This window comes from Flaviflexus sp. (assembly GCF_052087705.1).
In the GTDB taxonomy this organism is placed as follows: Bacteria; Actinomycetota; Actinomycetes; order Actinomycetales; family Actinomycetaceae; genus Flaviflexus; species Flaviflexus ciconiae.
In genome coordinates this window covers 37,947-53,972 of sequence record NZ_JBQCYC010000017.1, presented here as the reverse complement: position 1 = coordinate 53,972, position 16,026 = coordinate 37,947, and the positions used below count along the sequence as shown (strand labels likewise).

Annotated in this window: 10 protein-coding genes; 6 read left to right on the top strand and 4 right to left on the bottom strand. The window is 59.7% G+C overall.

What is annotated here, in order from left to right; all coding sequences use genetic code 11:
* Positions 1-145: 145 nt before the first annotated feature.
* Both ACTHUY_RS09130 and ACTHUY_RS09125 read right to left on the bottom strand, forming a co-directional pair.
* Positions 146-1,090 (bottom strand): acetamidase/formamidase family protein, encoded by a 945-nt coding sequence (locus ACTHUY_RS09130; protein ID WP_441678573.1) that lies wholly within the window; start codon positions 1,088-1,090, stop codon positions 146-148.
* Positions 1,091-1,342: 252 nt separating this feature from the next.
* The gene (locus ACTHUY_RS09125; protein ID WP_441678571.1) at positions 1,343-1,993 is read right to left on the bottom strand and encodes an FMN-binding negative transcriptional regulator; all 651 of its coding nucleotides are present in this window, start codon (positions 1,991-1,993) and stop codon (positions 1,343-1,345) included.
* 351 nt (positions 1,994-2,344) lie between these two features.
* Here ACTHUY_RS09125 and ACTHUY_RS09120 point away from each other — a divergent pair, with 351 nt between their 5' ends.
* Genes ACTHUY_RS09120 through ACTHUY_RS09105 form a run of 4 tightly spaced genes read left to right on the top strand, consistent with a single transcriptional unit; the run spans position 2,345 to position 8,625 of the window.
* Positions 2,345-5,545 (top strand): HtaA domain-containing protein, encoded by a 3,201-nt coding sequence (locus ACTHUY_RS09120; RefSeq protein ID WP_441678569.1) that lies wholly within the window; start codon positions 2,345-2,347, stop codon positions 5,543-5,545.
* A 49-nt stretch (positions 5,546-5,594) separates the two neighbouring features.
* The gene (locus tag ACTHUY_RS09115) at positions 5,595-6,773 is read left to right on the top strand and encodes a heme/hemin ABC transporter substrate-binding protein (RefSeq protein WP_441654167.1); all 1,179 of its coding nucleotides are present in this window, start codon (positions 5,595-5,597) and stop codon (positions 6,771-6,773) included.
* The gene (locus ACTHUY_RS09110; RefSeq protein WP_441654166.1) at positions 6,770-7,858 is read left to right on the top strand and encodes a FecCD family ABC transporter permease; all 1,089 of its coding nucleotides are present in this window, start codon (positions 6,770-6,772) and stop codon (positions 7,856-7,858) included. The genes ACTHUY_RS09115 and ACTHUY_RS09110 overlap by 4 nt, the downstream gene beginning before the upstream one ends.
* Entirely contained in the window at positions 7,855-8,625 is a 771-nt protein-coding gene (locus tag ACTHUY_RS09105; RefSeq protein ID WP_441654165.1) for a heme ABC transporter ATP-binding protein, read from the top strand. Before ACTHUY_RS09110 ends, ACTHUY_RS09105 begins: the two co-directional genes overlap by 4 nt.
* 222 nt (positions 8,626-8,847) lie before the next feature.
* Here the strand turns inward: ACTHUY_RS09105 and ACTHUY_RS09100 are convergent, their stop codons facing one another.
* Both ACTHUY_RS09100 and ACTHUY_RS09095 read right to left on the bottom strand, forming a co-directional pair.
* Positions 8,848-10,875, bottom strand: coding sequence for a M3 family metallopeptidase (locus ACTHUY_RS09100; RefSeq protein WP_441678567.1), 2,028 nt, complete (start codon positions 10,873-10,875; stop codon positions 8,848-8,850).
* Between the two features lie 217 nt (positions 10,876-11,092).
* On the bottom strand, positions 11,093-11,761 hold the full coding sequence (locus ACTHUY_RS09095) for an FMN-binding negative transcriptional regulator (protein ID WP_441654163.1): 669 nt from the start codon (positions 11,759-11,761) through the stop codon (positions 11,093-11,095).
* Positions 11,762-12,282: 521 nt separating this feature from the next.
* Here ACTHUY_RS09095 and ACTHUY_RS09090 point away from each other — a divergent pair.
* Complete coding sequence (locus tag ACTHUY_RS09090) at positions 12,283-13,959, top strand: ABC transporter ATP-binding protein/permease (RefSeq protein WP_441654162.1); 1,677 nt, start codon at positions 12,283-12,285, stop codon at positions 13,957-13,959.
* Positions 13,956-15,803 (top strand): ABC transporter ATP-binding protein, encoded by a 1,848-nt coding sequence (locus ACTHUY_RS09085; RefSeq protein WP_441654161.1) that lies wholly within the window; start codon positions 13,956-13,958, stop codon positions 15,801-15,803. The genes ACTHUY_RS09090 and ACTHUY_RS09085 overlap by 4 nt, the downstream gene beginning before the upstream one ends.
* Positions 15,804-16,026: the final 223 nt, after the last annotated feature.

The following is a 16,026-nucleotide window of genomic DNA, read 5'->3' as shown; positions in this document are numbered from 1 at the left end:
CGATGGTACTGCACTCGGGAGGGTGTGGGAGAGTAGGACACCGCCGCCATTTAATCATCAGTAAGGCCCAGGACTCAGTCCTGGGCCTTACTTGTTTATCCCTTTGTTCTGGTTTGCTCGGGTGCTGATGTGAAGCGCTGCAGGGTTAGGTGAGGTACTGCTTCTCGATGCGTGCGAGCGTCACGGCACCGATAGCTCGGAAGGGGTGCAGGGGATCCGGATTTCGGGAGCCTGTCGGGCCTCCCAGCTCCGTATGGGCTGAGGCGGACATAATCGTGTAGGCGTCCTCGTTCGTGAGTCCATGATCCGTGGTCAGGATGTCGAACAGGGATTCGTAGGCCATGATGATGGAGTTCTGGACGGGGTCACCAAGTCCGACCGTAATGATTTCGCTGGCGGTTTCTACCCTTGGAGCACGGAGACGCATGATTGAGCCAGAGGATTCTTTAATGAGGTCGATAGAAACGGTTGCCTCGCCGGCAGCTTCGATAGCCACGAAGGATGATTCGCCGCGGGACATGACTGCGTGCAGGTCGCCGAGGTAGAGGAGCGCTCCCTTAACTTCAATTGGGAGGTAGACGGTGGAGCCTATCGTGACATCGGGAAGATCCATGTTCCCGCCCGTTGGGTAGGAGGGCATAACCGTTGACATGGTGACGTCGGCGGCGGCAACGCCGATGCATCCAATCATTGGTTCGATTGGCACGGAGACCTTGTCTGTGAGCTGTGCATGCGTGTCGGTGAGGCCGATTTCTCGTGTGTAGAACTCATTTCCCATCGGCCTCGCTAGAGCTCCTGCGCCGGGCAGGTAAACGGACCAGGCAACCTTCGAAGGGAAGCTGATGTCGTGAATGGTAACTGCAAGAACGTCGCCGGGCTGGGCACCTTCCACATAGACGGGGCCGGTCAGCGGGTTAATGGTCGCTGTTACCTTGTCCATCGCCTTAAACTCGTGCATTTGCCTATACGCTTCATCGTCCGTTTCGAACGTGATCTTCTCTCCCGTTCCCGGTGCGATTCGAAGCTCAGGATGTAGGTGCGTATGGAAACCGTTGGTCCCACTGTCCTTGCTTAGATAATGAGTGGTCACTTCTCATCCGTTCAATACGTGAACAGGTTTCTCTTCTCACCCTATAGATGAATCCACGCGGGGTGTCCGAGTCACGCGGACGGGGATGGGAGGAACTGATTGCTTTGGGTTGTTTATAGGGGGAGCAGAAGAACATACGTCCGAGACAAGGGGAGAATCCCGCGCAGTTATAAAGAGCCCGGCATTAAGTGCCCCGTTATTCAGAGCCCCCGAGCGAAGGATAACCTGCCGGGGGCTCTCGTGAGGGTGTTATTAGCTGGCTTGCTTGTTCTTGAGGCCGCCGAGGAATGGAACGCGGCGAGCCTTCGAGGGGGCGGCCTCAATATCGGCCGCGAGAGCCAAAGCTCGGTAGCTGCCCTGCTCTCGAAGGGTCTGGGCGATCCGCTCACGCTCCTGGGGTAGCTTGTTCTGAGAGAGCTTGGCTTTGCCTTCGATACGATCCACGGTCATGCTCAACCCCACGATCGCCCTGGTTGCTCTAGCCAAGTATCTCTCATCCATCGACTCGGCCTGGTCGGCGTCCCACTCGGCGGTAAGAGCAAGGACTGCTTCACGAACGAAGTCGGGCTCGTTGTTGACTGTCAGGGTGCCGTGGATCTTGACCTGGGTGTAGTCCCACGTGGAAGCGACGGACTTGCCGACCTCCACCGTGTATTCCCGCGAGTTAACGAAGCCATGTGCTCCTGTGAAGATCATGGTTGCCGGCGTCGGTTTTGTGATCTGCCGCCAGTGCTCATTGAAACGTGACATGTGGAGCATGATGCGATCGTCCTTGAAAACGACGGGGAGGAGCGTGGAATCAATTGTTCCGTCCGGCCGGGCTGTCACCAGGTTCCCAGCGCCTTGTTCCCTGACAACTGCCATCTTCTCGTCATCGTCGAGGGCGAAGTAGTGCGGGATCATTGAACCTCCTGGTATCCAATATTAACCACAATTCCAAAGGGGAGTTCCGGGAATATTCGGGATAATGGGCCCAACGAGGCGCTGGTGGCGCACGTAACGAGGCAAGATGATTGCATATTAACATTGAAATATGCGGTATAAAAATAAATATAGCCCGTTTTTAGAATTGATCAGACAGAGTGTCTGATCGGTGCGATTCGGCTTTGTTATTGACTTTTCTCAATGCTTTATCTGCGTGTGCCGTGTCTTATAATTACGCACTTTTGGTTTGCTTAATTCAGTCTGAATGACCTAACGTGAGACGGAGGTAAGGCTTACCTAATTTCTCGATGTGCAGCTGAAAGGACTTCAATGCCCACATCACTTCGACGGAGATTCACCTCCGGTGTTTCTGCCGCGGCTCTTCTTGCTGGCACGTTCATGCTAGCCCCTGTGGCTCAGGCTGATTCGGCTCAGCCGGCTGCCGATACTGAGCCGACGACGACGATTGCTGGCGGAACCATGGATTGGGGTGTGAAGTCGAGTTTTGTCGGCTACATCTCCAGCCCGTTCGCTGGTGGCGGTTGGGAGATGGACGGTGTTACCCGCACCGATTCCGGGTTCTCCTGGCCGGTTGTCGCCGGTGCTGAAATTGACGCAGATAATCTCGGTGAACTTACATTTGATGGCAGTGTTCGCTTCCATGCTCACGATGAGGTTCTTGATCTATCGTTCGCTGACCCCATTATTTCCTTTGCTGGGTCGTCGCCCGTTCTCACCGTTGAGGCGCAGGGCCGCGAGTTTGTCAGCACCACGGTGCAGGGTGACCTCATCGACTACGGTCGGGTGGAGCTCGCGACGCTATCGGCTCCCGTTATCACCGAAGGTGAGGACAGTATCTTGGTGTCCTTTGAATCCGCGACGCTGACCGATGAGGGCGTGAAGGCTTTCGGTGGGTTCTACAAGGCCGGAGACGAGCTTGATCCGATCAGCATGACCCTCGCGACGGAAACGGTAGAGCCGCCGGCTCCCACGCTTCCAGGGTGCGGCCCGGATGCTGCTCCGGCTGATCTGGATGCCACCCCCGGTTACCTGGGGTGGGGGCTGAAGGAGTCTTTCCTTGGTTATCTGCTGAGCCCGCGTGGCGGCGGTGAGCTGAATGGATGTGATGGCGCCTGGGGCACCGACATCCTCAACTACACCCTTTCTGACGACACCAAGTTCGACCCCGAGAAGCCGGATGTACTCGAATTCGATGGCACCGTTAATCTGTATGCCCACAACGGTGGCCTGAACCTGAACTTTGCGAGCCCCACGATCACGTTCACGGATTCGCAGACCGCAGTCATGTCGATCGGTGCCGCAGGCACCGTCGGGGGTCAGGGCGGCCAGTGGCTCGACACTCCCGTTGTCTACGACGATTTTGCTCGCCTCGGCAACGTGGAGATTACGACCAACGACGATGGTTCCGTAACGGTGGTGTCTGATTCGGTGACCTCGGATGCCGGCACCCAGGCAATTCTCGGTGCGTACCCGGCAGGCACAGAACTCGCACCGATCTCGATCACTATCAACGAAGCTTCGGTTGTTGCGCCTGCTGAAGAGGACCCCGTTGATGAAGTTCCTGTGTGCGGCCCGGATGCTGCTCCGGCTGATCTGGATGCCACCCCCGGTTACCTGGGGTGGGGGCTGAAGGAGTCTTTCCTTGGTTATCTGCTGAGCCCGCGTGGCGGCGGTGAGCTGAATGGATGTGATGGCGCCTGGGGCACCGACATCCTCAACTACACCCTTTCTGACGACACCAAGTTCGACCCCGAGAACCCGGGTGCACTCGAGTTCGTCGGCACGCTCAACCTCAATGCCCATGGCGGTGTACTCAACATTGATTTCACCGACCCGGTCATTACCTTCACCGATGTTGAGACTGCAACCATGTCGCTGACCGCCAAGGGTTCGCTCATTGGTGCGGAGAACGGCTGGGCGGATAGTCCCGTCCTCGTCGAAGACTTTGCTCGCCTGGCCGATGTTGAGATCGCACAGGCCGAAGACGGAACCGTCATAATCACCTCGGAGTCGGTCACGTCCGGGGAGGGCACCGCCTTCGTTCTCGGTAGCTACGAGCCGGGTACCGAGCTTGCTCCCATGAGCATCACCGTCAATCCTTCCTCCGTTGTTCAGGAACCCGTCGACCCGGTCGACCCGGTCGACCCGGTGGATCCGGTCGACCCGGTGGAGCCGGACCAGCCTGCCGCTATCGGCCAGGGCGCACTCGATTGGCGTGTGAAGGAGAGCTTCCTCACCTACCTCAAGAGCTCGATCGCCCAGGGCGGCTGGACGACGTCCGAGGGGGTGACAGGCACATTCCGGTTCCCGCTCGCTGAGGGACAGGACATTGATGTCGATAACCTGACTTCGGTGAAGTTCGATGGCTCCGTCGACTTCCGTGGACATAACGATCTGCTTCGCATTGTTATCGCCAAGCCCACGATCGAGAAGAACGGTGGCTCCTGGCAACTCACGGCCGATGTGGCCTCGAGGAGCCTTAACTCCTCGGCCGCTCCCGGCGAGATCCCCGCACTCAAGCGCGTTGTTCTTGCCAACCTGTCCGCCCCGAAGGTCTCAACCACGGATGATGTCTCAATGCTCTCCTTTGAAAAGGCCACGCTGACCGCTACCGGTTCAGAGGCGTTCGAGAAGTTCTACAAGCCCGGGGAGCAGCTGGCCCCGATCTCGGTGGCGCTCGCCGATGAAGAGTCGACGCTGCCCCCGGCAACGGGTGGCTCAAATGATGGCTCGAACGATGGCTCTGCCGGTGGTTCAACCGGTGGTATGACGCCTCCGCCGCTCGCACCTGTCACGCCGACTCCCGAGGAGACAGTTGTTGACCGCACCCAGGAGATCGATCCGACCAAGACGCGGGTGACGAGCGGTAACCTCCAGTGGGGCGTGCGCCAGTCGTTCACCACCTACATCCGTTCCGCTGTCGCGAACGGCGGTTGGACAACGTCGGGTGGAGTCACCTGGAACGGCTCGACTTTCGTGTTCCCGGCCCGCGGCGGTCTTTACGACACGGATGCTCGTACCGGTGAGATCCACTACGGCGGAACGATCAACTTCTCGGGTCACGATGACCTGCTGAAGCTGACCATGTCGAACCCGTCGATCGTTGTGAACGGTAATAGTGCTGCGCTGTACTTGACGGTTCAGTCGTCGAACATGGACGGTAACGTGACCGATCACGGCCGGGTCCACTTTGCGAACCTCACGCTGTCGAACGTCTCATCGACGAACTCGTCCCTGAGCTTCACCACCTCATCGGTTGTTCTCACGTCGGCAGGTGCAAATGCGTTTGCTGGCTTCTACGAGGCAGGCATTCAGCTGGCACCGCTCACGACATCTGTGAACCTCACCCCGGCAACGGTTTACGATGCGGAGACGGGTGAGCTGAAGACATACGATGCATACGGCAACCTCGCTTACACGGGTGCGTCCTCGGCAGGGCTTGCCCTCGGCGGACTCATCCTCGTCATGCTGGGAATGGCAGCCCTGAGAGCTCGCAGGGTCAACGCCTAACATTGCTCAAGCGGCCCGCACACGCGGGCCGCTTGGCAGGAAAGTGACAATGAAAAGATTCTTCGCTCTCGGACTCGTGTCCGTCCTTCTTCTTGGTGCTTGCGGATCTGATACCGATTCGGAAGCGCCTACCTCCACACCCACCCAAACGGCTGAGGAAACCGCAACCGAGCAGGCTACCGAGACTGCAACCGGGACTGACGCAGAGCACACCGATGATGGGGTAGGGGAACCAACCGACGATTCGTCGTCCGATGGTGAAGAAGGAGCGGAGGATCTTGATCTGCCAGATCCGTACTCACTCACGGGAGTTTCTGAAGTTCCGGAACTGCCGGACCCGCAGCCGATTGAGGGAGACTTCAGCCAGGAACTGCCTGTCACCGTAGTTGACCATGAGGGCAACGAGGTGACGGTGACCGACACGTCGCGGATCCTGGCGCTCGACCTGTCGGGATCACTGACCCGTACTGTCATTGCCCTTGGCCATGGTGATTCGATCGTTGGTCGTTCCATCTCGTCCACCGAAGAGCAGCTCGCTGATCTGCCTGTCGTCACCGCGGAGGGCCATTCGCTGAATGCCGAGGCGATCCTCAACCTGCGTCCCACGCTGATCATTGCCGACCGAACGATCGGTCCGCCCGAGGTACTCCAGCAGCTCAGCGACTCCGGCATCCCGGTTGTCTTCACCGATCCGGACCACACGTTGGAAACGAATTCGGACCGGATGATGGAGGTGGCGGAGGCCCTGGGTGTTCCGGAAGCGGGCGAGGCACTCGTGGAAAGCACCGAAGCGAGTGTCGACGCGGCCATTGAGGAGATCTCAGCGTGGGCTCCCGAGGAGCCGATGGATGTCGCATTCCTCTACGTTCGCGGCACCGCCGGTGTTTTCTTCATTTTTGGTTCCGACAATGGCACCTCCGCTCTGATCGAAAGCATCGGCGCCAACGACATTGCTTCCGAGAACGGGATTAGTGGGACCGTGCCAGCCAACGCAGAATCCCTTCTCCTGCTGAACCCGGACGCGATCTTTACGATGACGGATGGGCTGGAATCGACCAACGGTGTTGACGGGCTACTCGCTCGCCCCGGTATCTCAGACACAACGGCTGGAAAGAACCAGCGCATCATTGCCATCCCCGACGGCATGTCCCTGTCCTTCGGACCCCAAACCGCGGAGGTCTTCCTCGCGGTAGCCAGGGCACTGTACGGGGTCGATGACGCGGCGTGAGCACACAGGTCAAGACCAAAGTGTCGGTACCGGCGGCACGGGACGGAATCGAACGTAGGAAGAAGCGCCGCGTTCTCACCTTTGGGATCACCGGCGTTGCCCTGCTGATACTCATTATTCTCTCGGCGGCAATCGGCCAGTACTCGCTGGCTCCGGCCGAGGTTATTCAGGGTTTCTTTGCTCGTTTCGGCCTTGCTGCACCCCTTGATGATCCGCTCGACACGGCAACGCTATGGAACATTCGCCTGCCACGCATCGCTCTTGGCGTTCTTGTGGGTGCGGCGCTCGCGGTTGCGGGGGCGATCATGCAGGCGGTGTTCTCGAACCCGCTCGCCGAGCCCGGCATTATCGGAGTCTCCTCGGGTGCCGCCGTTGGCGCTTCGAGCGCGATCGTGTTCTTCCCGTTTGCGCTCGGCGGCTACGCTGTTCCGCTTGCCGCTTTCATTACCGGTGGCATTGCCGCCTTCGTCGTGTATGTGCTGTCGCTACACGATGGTAAGACCGAACCGCTCACCCTTGTTCTCACCGGTATTGCCGTCACCGCGGTCTGTACCGCACTGACATCGATCGCCACCTATATTGCTCCCAGCACGGCCCGCGACCAGATTGTGTTCTGGCAGATGGGTTCGCTGAACGCCGCCACCTGGGATCAGGTGTGGATCGTTGGCTCGGTTGTCGCCATAGCCCTCGTTGGTGCGCTACTCATCTCTCGCCGCCTCGATATTCTTGCACTCGGTGAGAAGGCCGCCGGGCACGTTGGTATCAACGTTCAGCTACTCCGCGGCACCGCGATTGTCCTCGCCACTTTGCTCACGGCCATGGCGGTGTCCTACGCCGGTGTTATCGCATTCGTTGGGCTCATCGTCCCCCACATCATGCGGCTCGCTCTGGGCCCCCTGAACCGTTATCTCATCCCAGCTTCGCTTCTGGGTGGCGCACTTCTTATCACCGGCTCTGACCTGGTGGCCCGGACGATCGTGAACTTCCAGGATCTGCCGATCGGTATCTTCACCGCCCTTGTTGGCGGCCCCATCTTCTTTGTCCTGCTCCGCAGGAATCTTCACGGCGGCAGGAGAAGATCATGACGGTCAGCGCCCGTAACATTTCGTTCTCGTACGGAACCAAGCAGATACTGGACGACGTTAATATTGACGTCGAACCCGGGAAGGTTGTTGGCCTGCTGGGACCCAACGGCACCGGCAAATCCACCCTCCTCGGTGTCTTAACGGGAGACATGCAACCGTCTGGTGGCGAAGTGCTTCTCAACGACCAGTCGATTGGTGAGTACACGCGTAAAGAGCTTGCTCGCACGCGGGCTGTTATGCCGCAGGCCAGCGACTTCCCCTTCGCCTACCTCGTCCGAGACATTGTCGCCATGGGCAGGGCCAGCTGGGATACGGGGGATGAAGAAAACGATTTGATCATCGACGCTGCCATGGCCCACACCAGGGTGGGGGACATGGCGGGCAGGGACATTACGAGTCTGTCCGGTGGCGAATCGGCAAGAGTGACGCTCGCCCGCGTTCTCGCCCAGGATGCCTCGATCGTGTTCCTTGACGAACCGACAGCAGCCCTGGATGTGTCCCACCAGGAACGCACGATGGCCACGTGCGTGCGGCTAGCCGAAGAGGGAAAAACTGTCGTCGCGGTTATGCATGATATTCAGCTTGCTGCAGCCTACTGCGATCTCATTTCTCTCATGCATGACGGCAAGATCGTGTCCTACGGACCTCCGCACGAAGTGCTTACCTCGGAACGGCTGTCTGCGATCTACGACTGGCCGATCCGTGTCCTCACGCTAGAGGACGGCGAACTAGCCGTGATACCGGCACGAAACGTTCGGGCGCGATAAGTCGGAGACTGATCGCCCGGTCCAAATTCCACCAGATCCTCTTGTGATCCCACGTCGCCGGGGCTTCATGACTTCCAGTCAGTGACGGTGCTCTGCGGGAGGACGGATGGGGCATTTGAGAACGGAAGCCGGTACGGACTGATGCCCGCACCGGCTTCGTTAGTATGTGGCGCCAGAGAGTAAGCCCCCGTTTACGATCTAGCGCCTAGAGCTATTTGTTTCTTAGTTGAGCCCGCGGCGTTCGAGGAGTGCCTCGGCGCGGGGCTCGCGGCCACGTACCGCCTTGAACGATTCCATGGGGTCGCGGGAACCGCCGCGTGACATGAGTTCGTTACGGAGAATGTCGCCGGCTTCGCGATTGAGGCCACCATCATTCTTCGCTGCTTCTGTTCCGAACCACTGCTCAATATCGGCGACAAGAACCTCTGCCCACATGTACGAGTAGTAGCCAGCATCGTAGCCGCCCGAGAAGGTGTGGCTGAAATAGGTGCTCCGGTAGCGGGGCGGAACCAGGTCGTGGTGGACGGCAAGTTCCTTCAGCGCCCTCTCCTCGAAAGCCTCAATCTCGTCAACAGTTGGTACTTCGTCCGCGGTGAGGCGGTGCCATGCCTGGTCGAGAAGGGCCGATGCGAGGAACTCGGTCGTGGCAAAGCCCTGACCGAAGGTCTTCGAAGCAGAGAGCTTTTGGGCCAGATCTGCGGGAAGGGGCGCACCGGTCTCGTGGTGAACGGCGTACTGTGCGAGAACGGCGGGATGGTAGGACCACATCTCGTTGAGCTGACTGGGAAGTTCAACGAAGTCGCGAGGAACGGACGTGCCGGCGGTCGACACGTAGTGGGTGTCGGACAGGAGACCGTGGAGGGCGTGGCCGAACTCGTGGAAGACAGTTTCAACCTGATCCCAGGTGAGGAGCAGATCCTGTCCCTCGGCAGGCTCGTCGAAGTTCGAGTTGTTCATGATGACAGGCTTGGTGCCGGCACGGCGCGACTGGGAAACAATCGAATGCATCCATGCCCCGCCGTTTTTGCCGGGACGGTTGTAGAAGTCCGCCTGGAATAGACCGATCGCTTCGCCGGACTCATCGAACACTTCCCAGGTTTGGATGGAGTCGACGTAACCTGCAATGTCGGGGCGGGGCGTGAACGTCAGGCCGAACAGTTTCTCCGCCGCGTAGAAGATGCCCTTCTCGACAACGTTGCTGAGAGCCAGGTATGGCTTCAGAGCAGCATCGTCGACGGCGACCTGCCCGCGGAGCTTCTCCTGGTAGTAGGTGAGGTCGCCAGCATAGAGGCCGTTCCCCGCCTCGTCGGCTTCGGCGAGCGGCCTTAATTCGTCTACTTCGCGGTCCACTGCGGCAACCGCCTTTGCGGCCACGGTGGTCAGCAGGTTGATGATGGCCTGCGACTCCTTTGCCATGCCGCGCTGGGCAACAACCTCCGAGTGGTGCGGCATGCCAAGCAGAGCGGCCTTGCGGGCGCGCAGGGTGGCGATCTCGATGACGATTTGGCGAGTATCTGACGACTCGCGGGCACCAAGGCCGCGGCTCGTTGACGCCGCCAGAAGCGCGCGTCGGGTTTCGGGCTTGGTCAGCTGCGCCTGAAGCGGCTGGTTCGTGAAGTTGAGGAGCGGCAGGGAGTATGTGCCGTCGTCTTGCTGGTAGGAGGCAATCTGCTCCTCGGATAGCCCGGCAAGGTCCGCGCGATCGGTCACGGTCAGCGCATTGTCCCTCATGGCCTTAACGGCCCGCTGGCCAAACTGAATGTTGAGCTCGGAAAGCTTGGCATCGATTTCCTTGAGAACCTCCTGGTCCTCGGAGGATAGGTCGATGCCGTTCAGGCGGAACTTCTTGAGAATGTCGGAAACAAAGTAGGTTGTCTCCTCGTCAGCGTTGCTCAGATCGATGGTGTTGAAGCGATCGAACAGTCTACGGTCGAGCCAGAAGGCGTTCTCGTGTGCGGAAAGTTCCGGGCCGATCTCTGCCTGGATGGCGTCGAGCTCATCGCCACCAACGGACGAGAAGAGGGTGAAGGCGGGGGAGAGAACTCGTTCGAGTTCTTCAGCCGACTCATCGAAGGGAACCACGGTGTTCTCGACCGTGGCGGGTTCGGTATTCGTCGCAATCTCGTCCCACACCATTCGCTCAGCAGCCATTGCTTGGCGAGCGGCAGGCAGAATGTGCTCGGGCTTAATCATGGCCCAGTCCGGCACGCCGTAGGGAAGAGTGGATGTGCTCAAAAGAGGATTCGTCATATCCCGATGCTAATGGAGACCGCATATCCACGCGCAGTCGGTACGCCCGCGGCGTGACAGGCCGGAGAAACTTTAAGGTCTTATAGCCTCGTAGCTTTGCCTCATGGCTTTGCCTCGTGCGATTGCGTTGCCCGGTGTTTTTGCATCGCCCCATCCGGTCGCCTTGCCCAGCCGCCCTGTTGCTTTCTCTTGGTTAGGGGAGGGGGGACGTGGGTCGTTAGTGCGCGAGCGGAGGGTTGTTCTTCTTTGCGGCGTGTAGCCCGCCAAGGAAAGGAACCCTGCGTGCCGTTGACGGTGCTGCATCAATATCCTCGGCAAGCTTCGATGCTCTTTCGGTCCCCCTATCCCGCAGAGTTGACGAGATCTTGGCGCGTTCGCCCGGTAGGCGGTTCTGGGACAGCTTGGCTTTACCTTCGATCCGGTCGATCGTCATCGAAATGCCAACGATGGCTTTGGAGGCGCGCTCCAGGTACGTCTCCTCGAGGTTCTCCGCCTCCTCTTTATCCCACAGTGCCGTGAGCTCAACGGCGGCTTCCCGGACCCATTCCCGATCGTCGAGAACGGTGACTTCGCCGTGGATAACGACCTGCGTGTAATCCCATGTTGAGGCAACGGAAACTCCTTCCGGCAGGTCGTAGTCGCGGGAGGTGATGTAGTCGTGTGCCCCGGTGAAGATCATGGCGGCGGCACGCGGGAAGTCGGAGCTCTTCCAGTGATCGTTGAACCGAGCCATGTGCATGATCAGGTTGTCCCCGCGGAACACGATCGGCATAACAGTCGCATCAATCGTTCCGTCGGCTCTGGCAGTGACGAGCGTTCCCGCTCCCTGTTCCTTCACGAACTCCAAGGCCGGCTCCCGGTCGAGAGTGAAGTAGTGGGGATTCATTGGGGCTCCTCATGGTCGGTGAATTCCCACCAGTCTAGGTGCGAACTGCGCAAGGAGACAGTTGCGGGCAAGAAAAACGCCGCGGCCCAGCGCAAAAGAAAGACAGCGTCATCCCGGTCAGAGACTGAGGGTGGTGGCGCTGGGTGAACGAGACGGTCGCGCAGTGCGGTCGATGTCCTGTCAGGTGCCTGGCAAAGCGCGTCAGGGAAGGCGGGATCATCACGAATAATGATAGAGTGATTAACGTTCTCATTAGTAGAGTGGTTGGCCTGTTGCCTGTCACTTCGATGCGTGGCGGGTTGATTGATTCCAGATTGGGCAATGCCTAGGTTGGAGTGAGGATTGGCCCGCCCCGCGGGTCGTAGGAATGGCGCACCCTCCCTGCCCTGTATCGAGCTTTTGGGTTCCGATGAGTCGGTGGGGGCGGGAGCGCCCGGAGCCAAACCGTCGTAGCGTTCGGCGGGGAGGGTGCTGGATGGGATGTCGGATTGAATTCCGGTGATCTCTCAAGGAGCTTGTTTGTGAAGCAGAAGAAAACTCCGGTTATTTCGGAGCGAGGCCAACGGGCCGTCAAGGTCGTGGCGGGGCTCCGGCTCCTGTCGGCGATCCTCACCGCGGCGGCCCTTGTCCTTCTTGGATCGGCCGTCGGAGACGCTCTCGTCGGTAACGAGATTCCCTCCGGAACCTGGATTGGTGCGCTTGTTCTCGGGCTCCTGGTGGGTGTTTGCGCTGTCCTCGAGGCCGATTGCGCGGGCCGTGAGGCCCGGGCTGAGGAGCGGCGGATCCGTAGCGGTCTCCTGGCGACCGTATTCCGTCAATCCGAGCTGCCGAAGAATGCCACCCATGAGTTCACGTCGGGCCGTCTCATTGGGATGATGACGGACAGTGCCGAACGGGTGACTGAATACCGGCAGGTCTACTTTGGTTCAACGATCGCCGCTTTCAGCATTCCGATCCTCACCCTCGGCTACGTTGCCATCGCCATCGACCCCATCATTGGCCTGGGCGGACTGATCGTGTGCCCACTCATTCCCCTGATTGTCATGGGTTTCCTCAAACTGTTCCGCAAGGTGTCGAGCAACTCTCGTGCTGAGCGCGCCCGGCTCACCAGCAATTATCTTGATGCGATCCGCAATCTTGTGACGATCAGGATCTTTGGAGCCGGTCCCCGGATTGAGAAAAAGCTTCGGGACAATGGTGAAGCGAACCGCGGTGCGATCATGAAGCTGCTGGCCGGCAACCAGATTGTCATCATCGTCATTGACGGTATCGCCTCCCTTCTTCTGATCTGCTGGATCGTTTTCCTTACGGCAACGCGAATGAATGTCGGTGCGATCGATGGGGGCGAGGCTGTCACAGTCATTCTTCTCCTCACTCTCCTTTTGGAGCCTCTTGGCCAGATCGCAGGCTTCTTCTACATCGGCATGGGTGGTATAGCATCCGAACGAGCTATCCGCCGCTACCTTGACTCTCAGCCTGCCGCGCCGAAGCGAGTCGGAGACGCAACAGCAGATATATCGGAGTCTGCTTTCGCAATCGACCTGTCAGGGGTCCGCTACGATTACGGTCGCGGCGAGGTCCTTCACGGAATTGACCTGACCTTGCCGAGGGGAGAAACCGCCGCAATTATCGGCCCTTCGGGTTCCGGCAAGTCCACACTCCTGTCGCTGCTCAAGGGCGCTCTCCCACCCCAGGGCGGCACCATCTTCGTTGGCGGCAGAGACCTTTCGGCGCTGACTGCGTCGGAGACAAGGTCACTTACCGCCGGAGTTTCCCAGAGCACCTGGATGTTCACGGGAACAATCGCCGACAACCTCCGCATCGGCAAACCCGATGCGTCGGAGGAGGAGATGTGGGAAGCCCTGAAACGGGCGAATGTTGAGCAGGACGTGAAGTACATGCCGCAAGGACTGCTCACCGAAGTCGGTGAGCGTGCCTCCATGCTGTCCGGCGGCCAAGCCCAGCGCCTGTCGCTCGCCCGCGCCCTGCTGTCAGGCAGGAACATCCTTCTTCTCGACGAACCCACCTCTCATGTGGACATGGAATCGGAAGCCAAGATTATTGATGCGATCGATGACCTGCGCGGTCAGCTCAGCATTCTCATCATCACCCACCGCCCCTCGATGCTCCGGCTTGCGGACAGCGTGTGGGAAATGTCAGACGGCACGCTAGCCAAGGTTAGCGAGGTGGCCCGATGAAACGGAGCGCCAACATCCCCACCAGCAAGATGGGTGCAGAGAATGACAACGTCACAGCAAGAGATACTGACAAGATGGCAACTCGCGTGACTGCTGAGACGGCCGCGGAGAGGCCGTCGACTTGGAAGCTCCTGTCGTGGCTCACGTCGATTACGAAGCCCGTGCACGGGCCACTCTATGTCTCCACCCTTTTCCGCATCATCAAGCAGGCCCTGGAACTCCTGATCTTTGGGATCGCGGGATGGGCGATCGTTTCGGCCGCGGTTGATGGTCGCAGCGTTGTTCCGTCACTTGTCCTTCTTATTGTGCTTGCCCTCGGCAAGGCAACCTTCTACTACCTCGAGCAGTTCACCGGCCACTACGTGGCCTTCAAGGCGCTCGAGATTCTCCGCGGCCACGCCTTCTCGGTCCTGTGGCCAAAGGCCCCGAGCATTGTTACCCGCAGTAGGTCGGGTGACGTCCTGACGTCGCTCACAAAGGATGTTGACCGCATCGAAGTGGTCTACGCCCACACCTTCGCCCCGGTCGTCTCGGCCTTTGTCGTTCCGATCTCGACACTGCTCGTCACCGGCGCCCTGGTCGGATGGGAGATCGTGGCAATCCCAGCCGTCTGCCTTGCCATCTCCCTCCTCGTTGTTCCCCTGATCGGAACGAAGAGCGCGATGACACATGCGGACGGGGCGCTCGCGGCTCGCGGTGACCTCAGTGCCCACGTCACCGACTCCGTCTTCGGAGTCGAAGAAGTCGTTGGCTACGGACGCGAGACGGAACGCTTTGAGGAGATGGATCGGATTGGTGAAACGATCTCGACGAAGTCTCGGTCGGCTGCCCGCTCCGCGGGAATCCGCCGTGGCCTCAACTCCTTCCTGTCGATCATCGTCACCGTCTCAATTCTCGCAGTCGGCTTGGCGGGGGATTACTCGATTGCGGTTGTCTGTGCACTAGCCGTCGGCTCGCTTCGCTTCCTTGAAGGCCCGCGCGGGATCGAGGAGGCCGTCGGTTCTCTCGACCGGTCACTCGCCGCCGCCCACCGGCTCTACCGGATCTGCCACGAGCCCCAGCGCGTCGCTGACGGCAACGATGAGCTACGGCTCGATAGGGCACCCGCACTGTCATGGGAAGGTGTCACCTACCGTTATCCGGGGGACAGCGGCGAGGCTGATGAGAACGTGCCCCCGGCACTCGACAATGTCACCATCGAAGCCCCCGCCGGCAAACGTACCGTCCTGCTCGGCCCCTCCGGATCGGGCAAGACGACAACGGTTCAGCTTCTCCTTCGCTTCGACGATCCAGAACAGGGTGATATCCGTGTCGACGGTACGTCGATCAATTCCCTCACCACGGACTCGCTGCGCTCGCGGATTGCCCTGGTTTCGCAGAAGAACCAGATGTTGGACTCGACGATTATCGAGAACGTTCGCCTCGGTCATCCCGATGCGACAGAAGAGCAGGTCTGGGAGGCCCTAAAGGTTGCCCGGGTCGATGAGGAAGTGAAGGCCATGCCTGCCGGGCTGAAAACCCGCGTTGGCCAGGATGGATCGAAGCTGTCGGGCGGTCAGGGCCAGCGAATCTGCCTGGCACGCGCCCTCCTTACTGAACCCTCGGTCCTAATCCTCGATGAGTTCACGGCAAACCTCAACGCGTCCCTGGAGAAAGAAATCCGGGACGGCCTGGCAGCTACCTTCGGGCACCTCACCATCGTTGAAGTCACCCACCGAGAAGAAGCTGCGGCAGAAGCCGATCATGCGGTTCTCTTCCACCGCGGCAAGGTCGCAGCGTCCGGTAAGCCCGAGCACGTGCTTGAGGCGCGCAGAACACTGTTCGGCGGGCCCGCCAACTCGTAGTACACCGTGGGGTTGCGCCGGTGCTTGACCGTGGGATCGCGCCGGGATTTCGAGCAACTTGCCTATCGGACGCTGTGGCACATGCAAGTGTGGGGCGGATCGGAATGTTCCGATCCGCCCCACAACACACGGGCAGGTTGTGCTATGGTTCCTGGCCAGGGTTTGGTGGCCGATGCGTCGGACCCCCCCTCGGTGGGTTGTGGGATGTCCGGCCGGTGGTCAA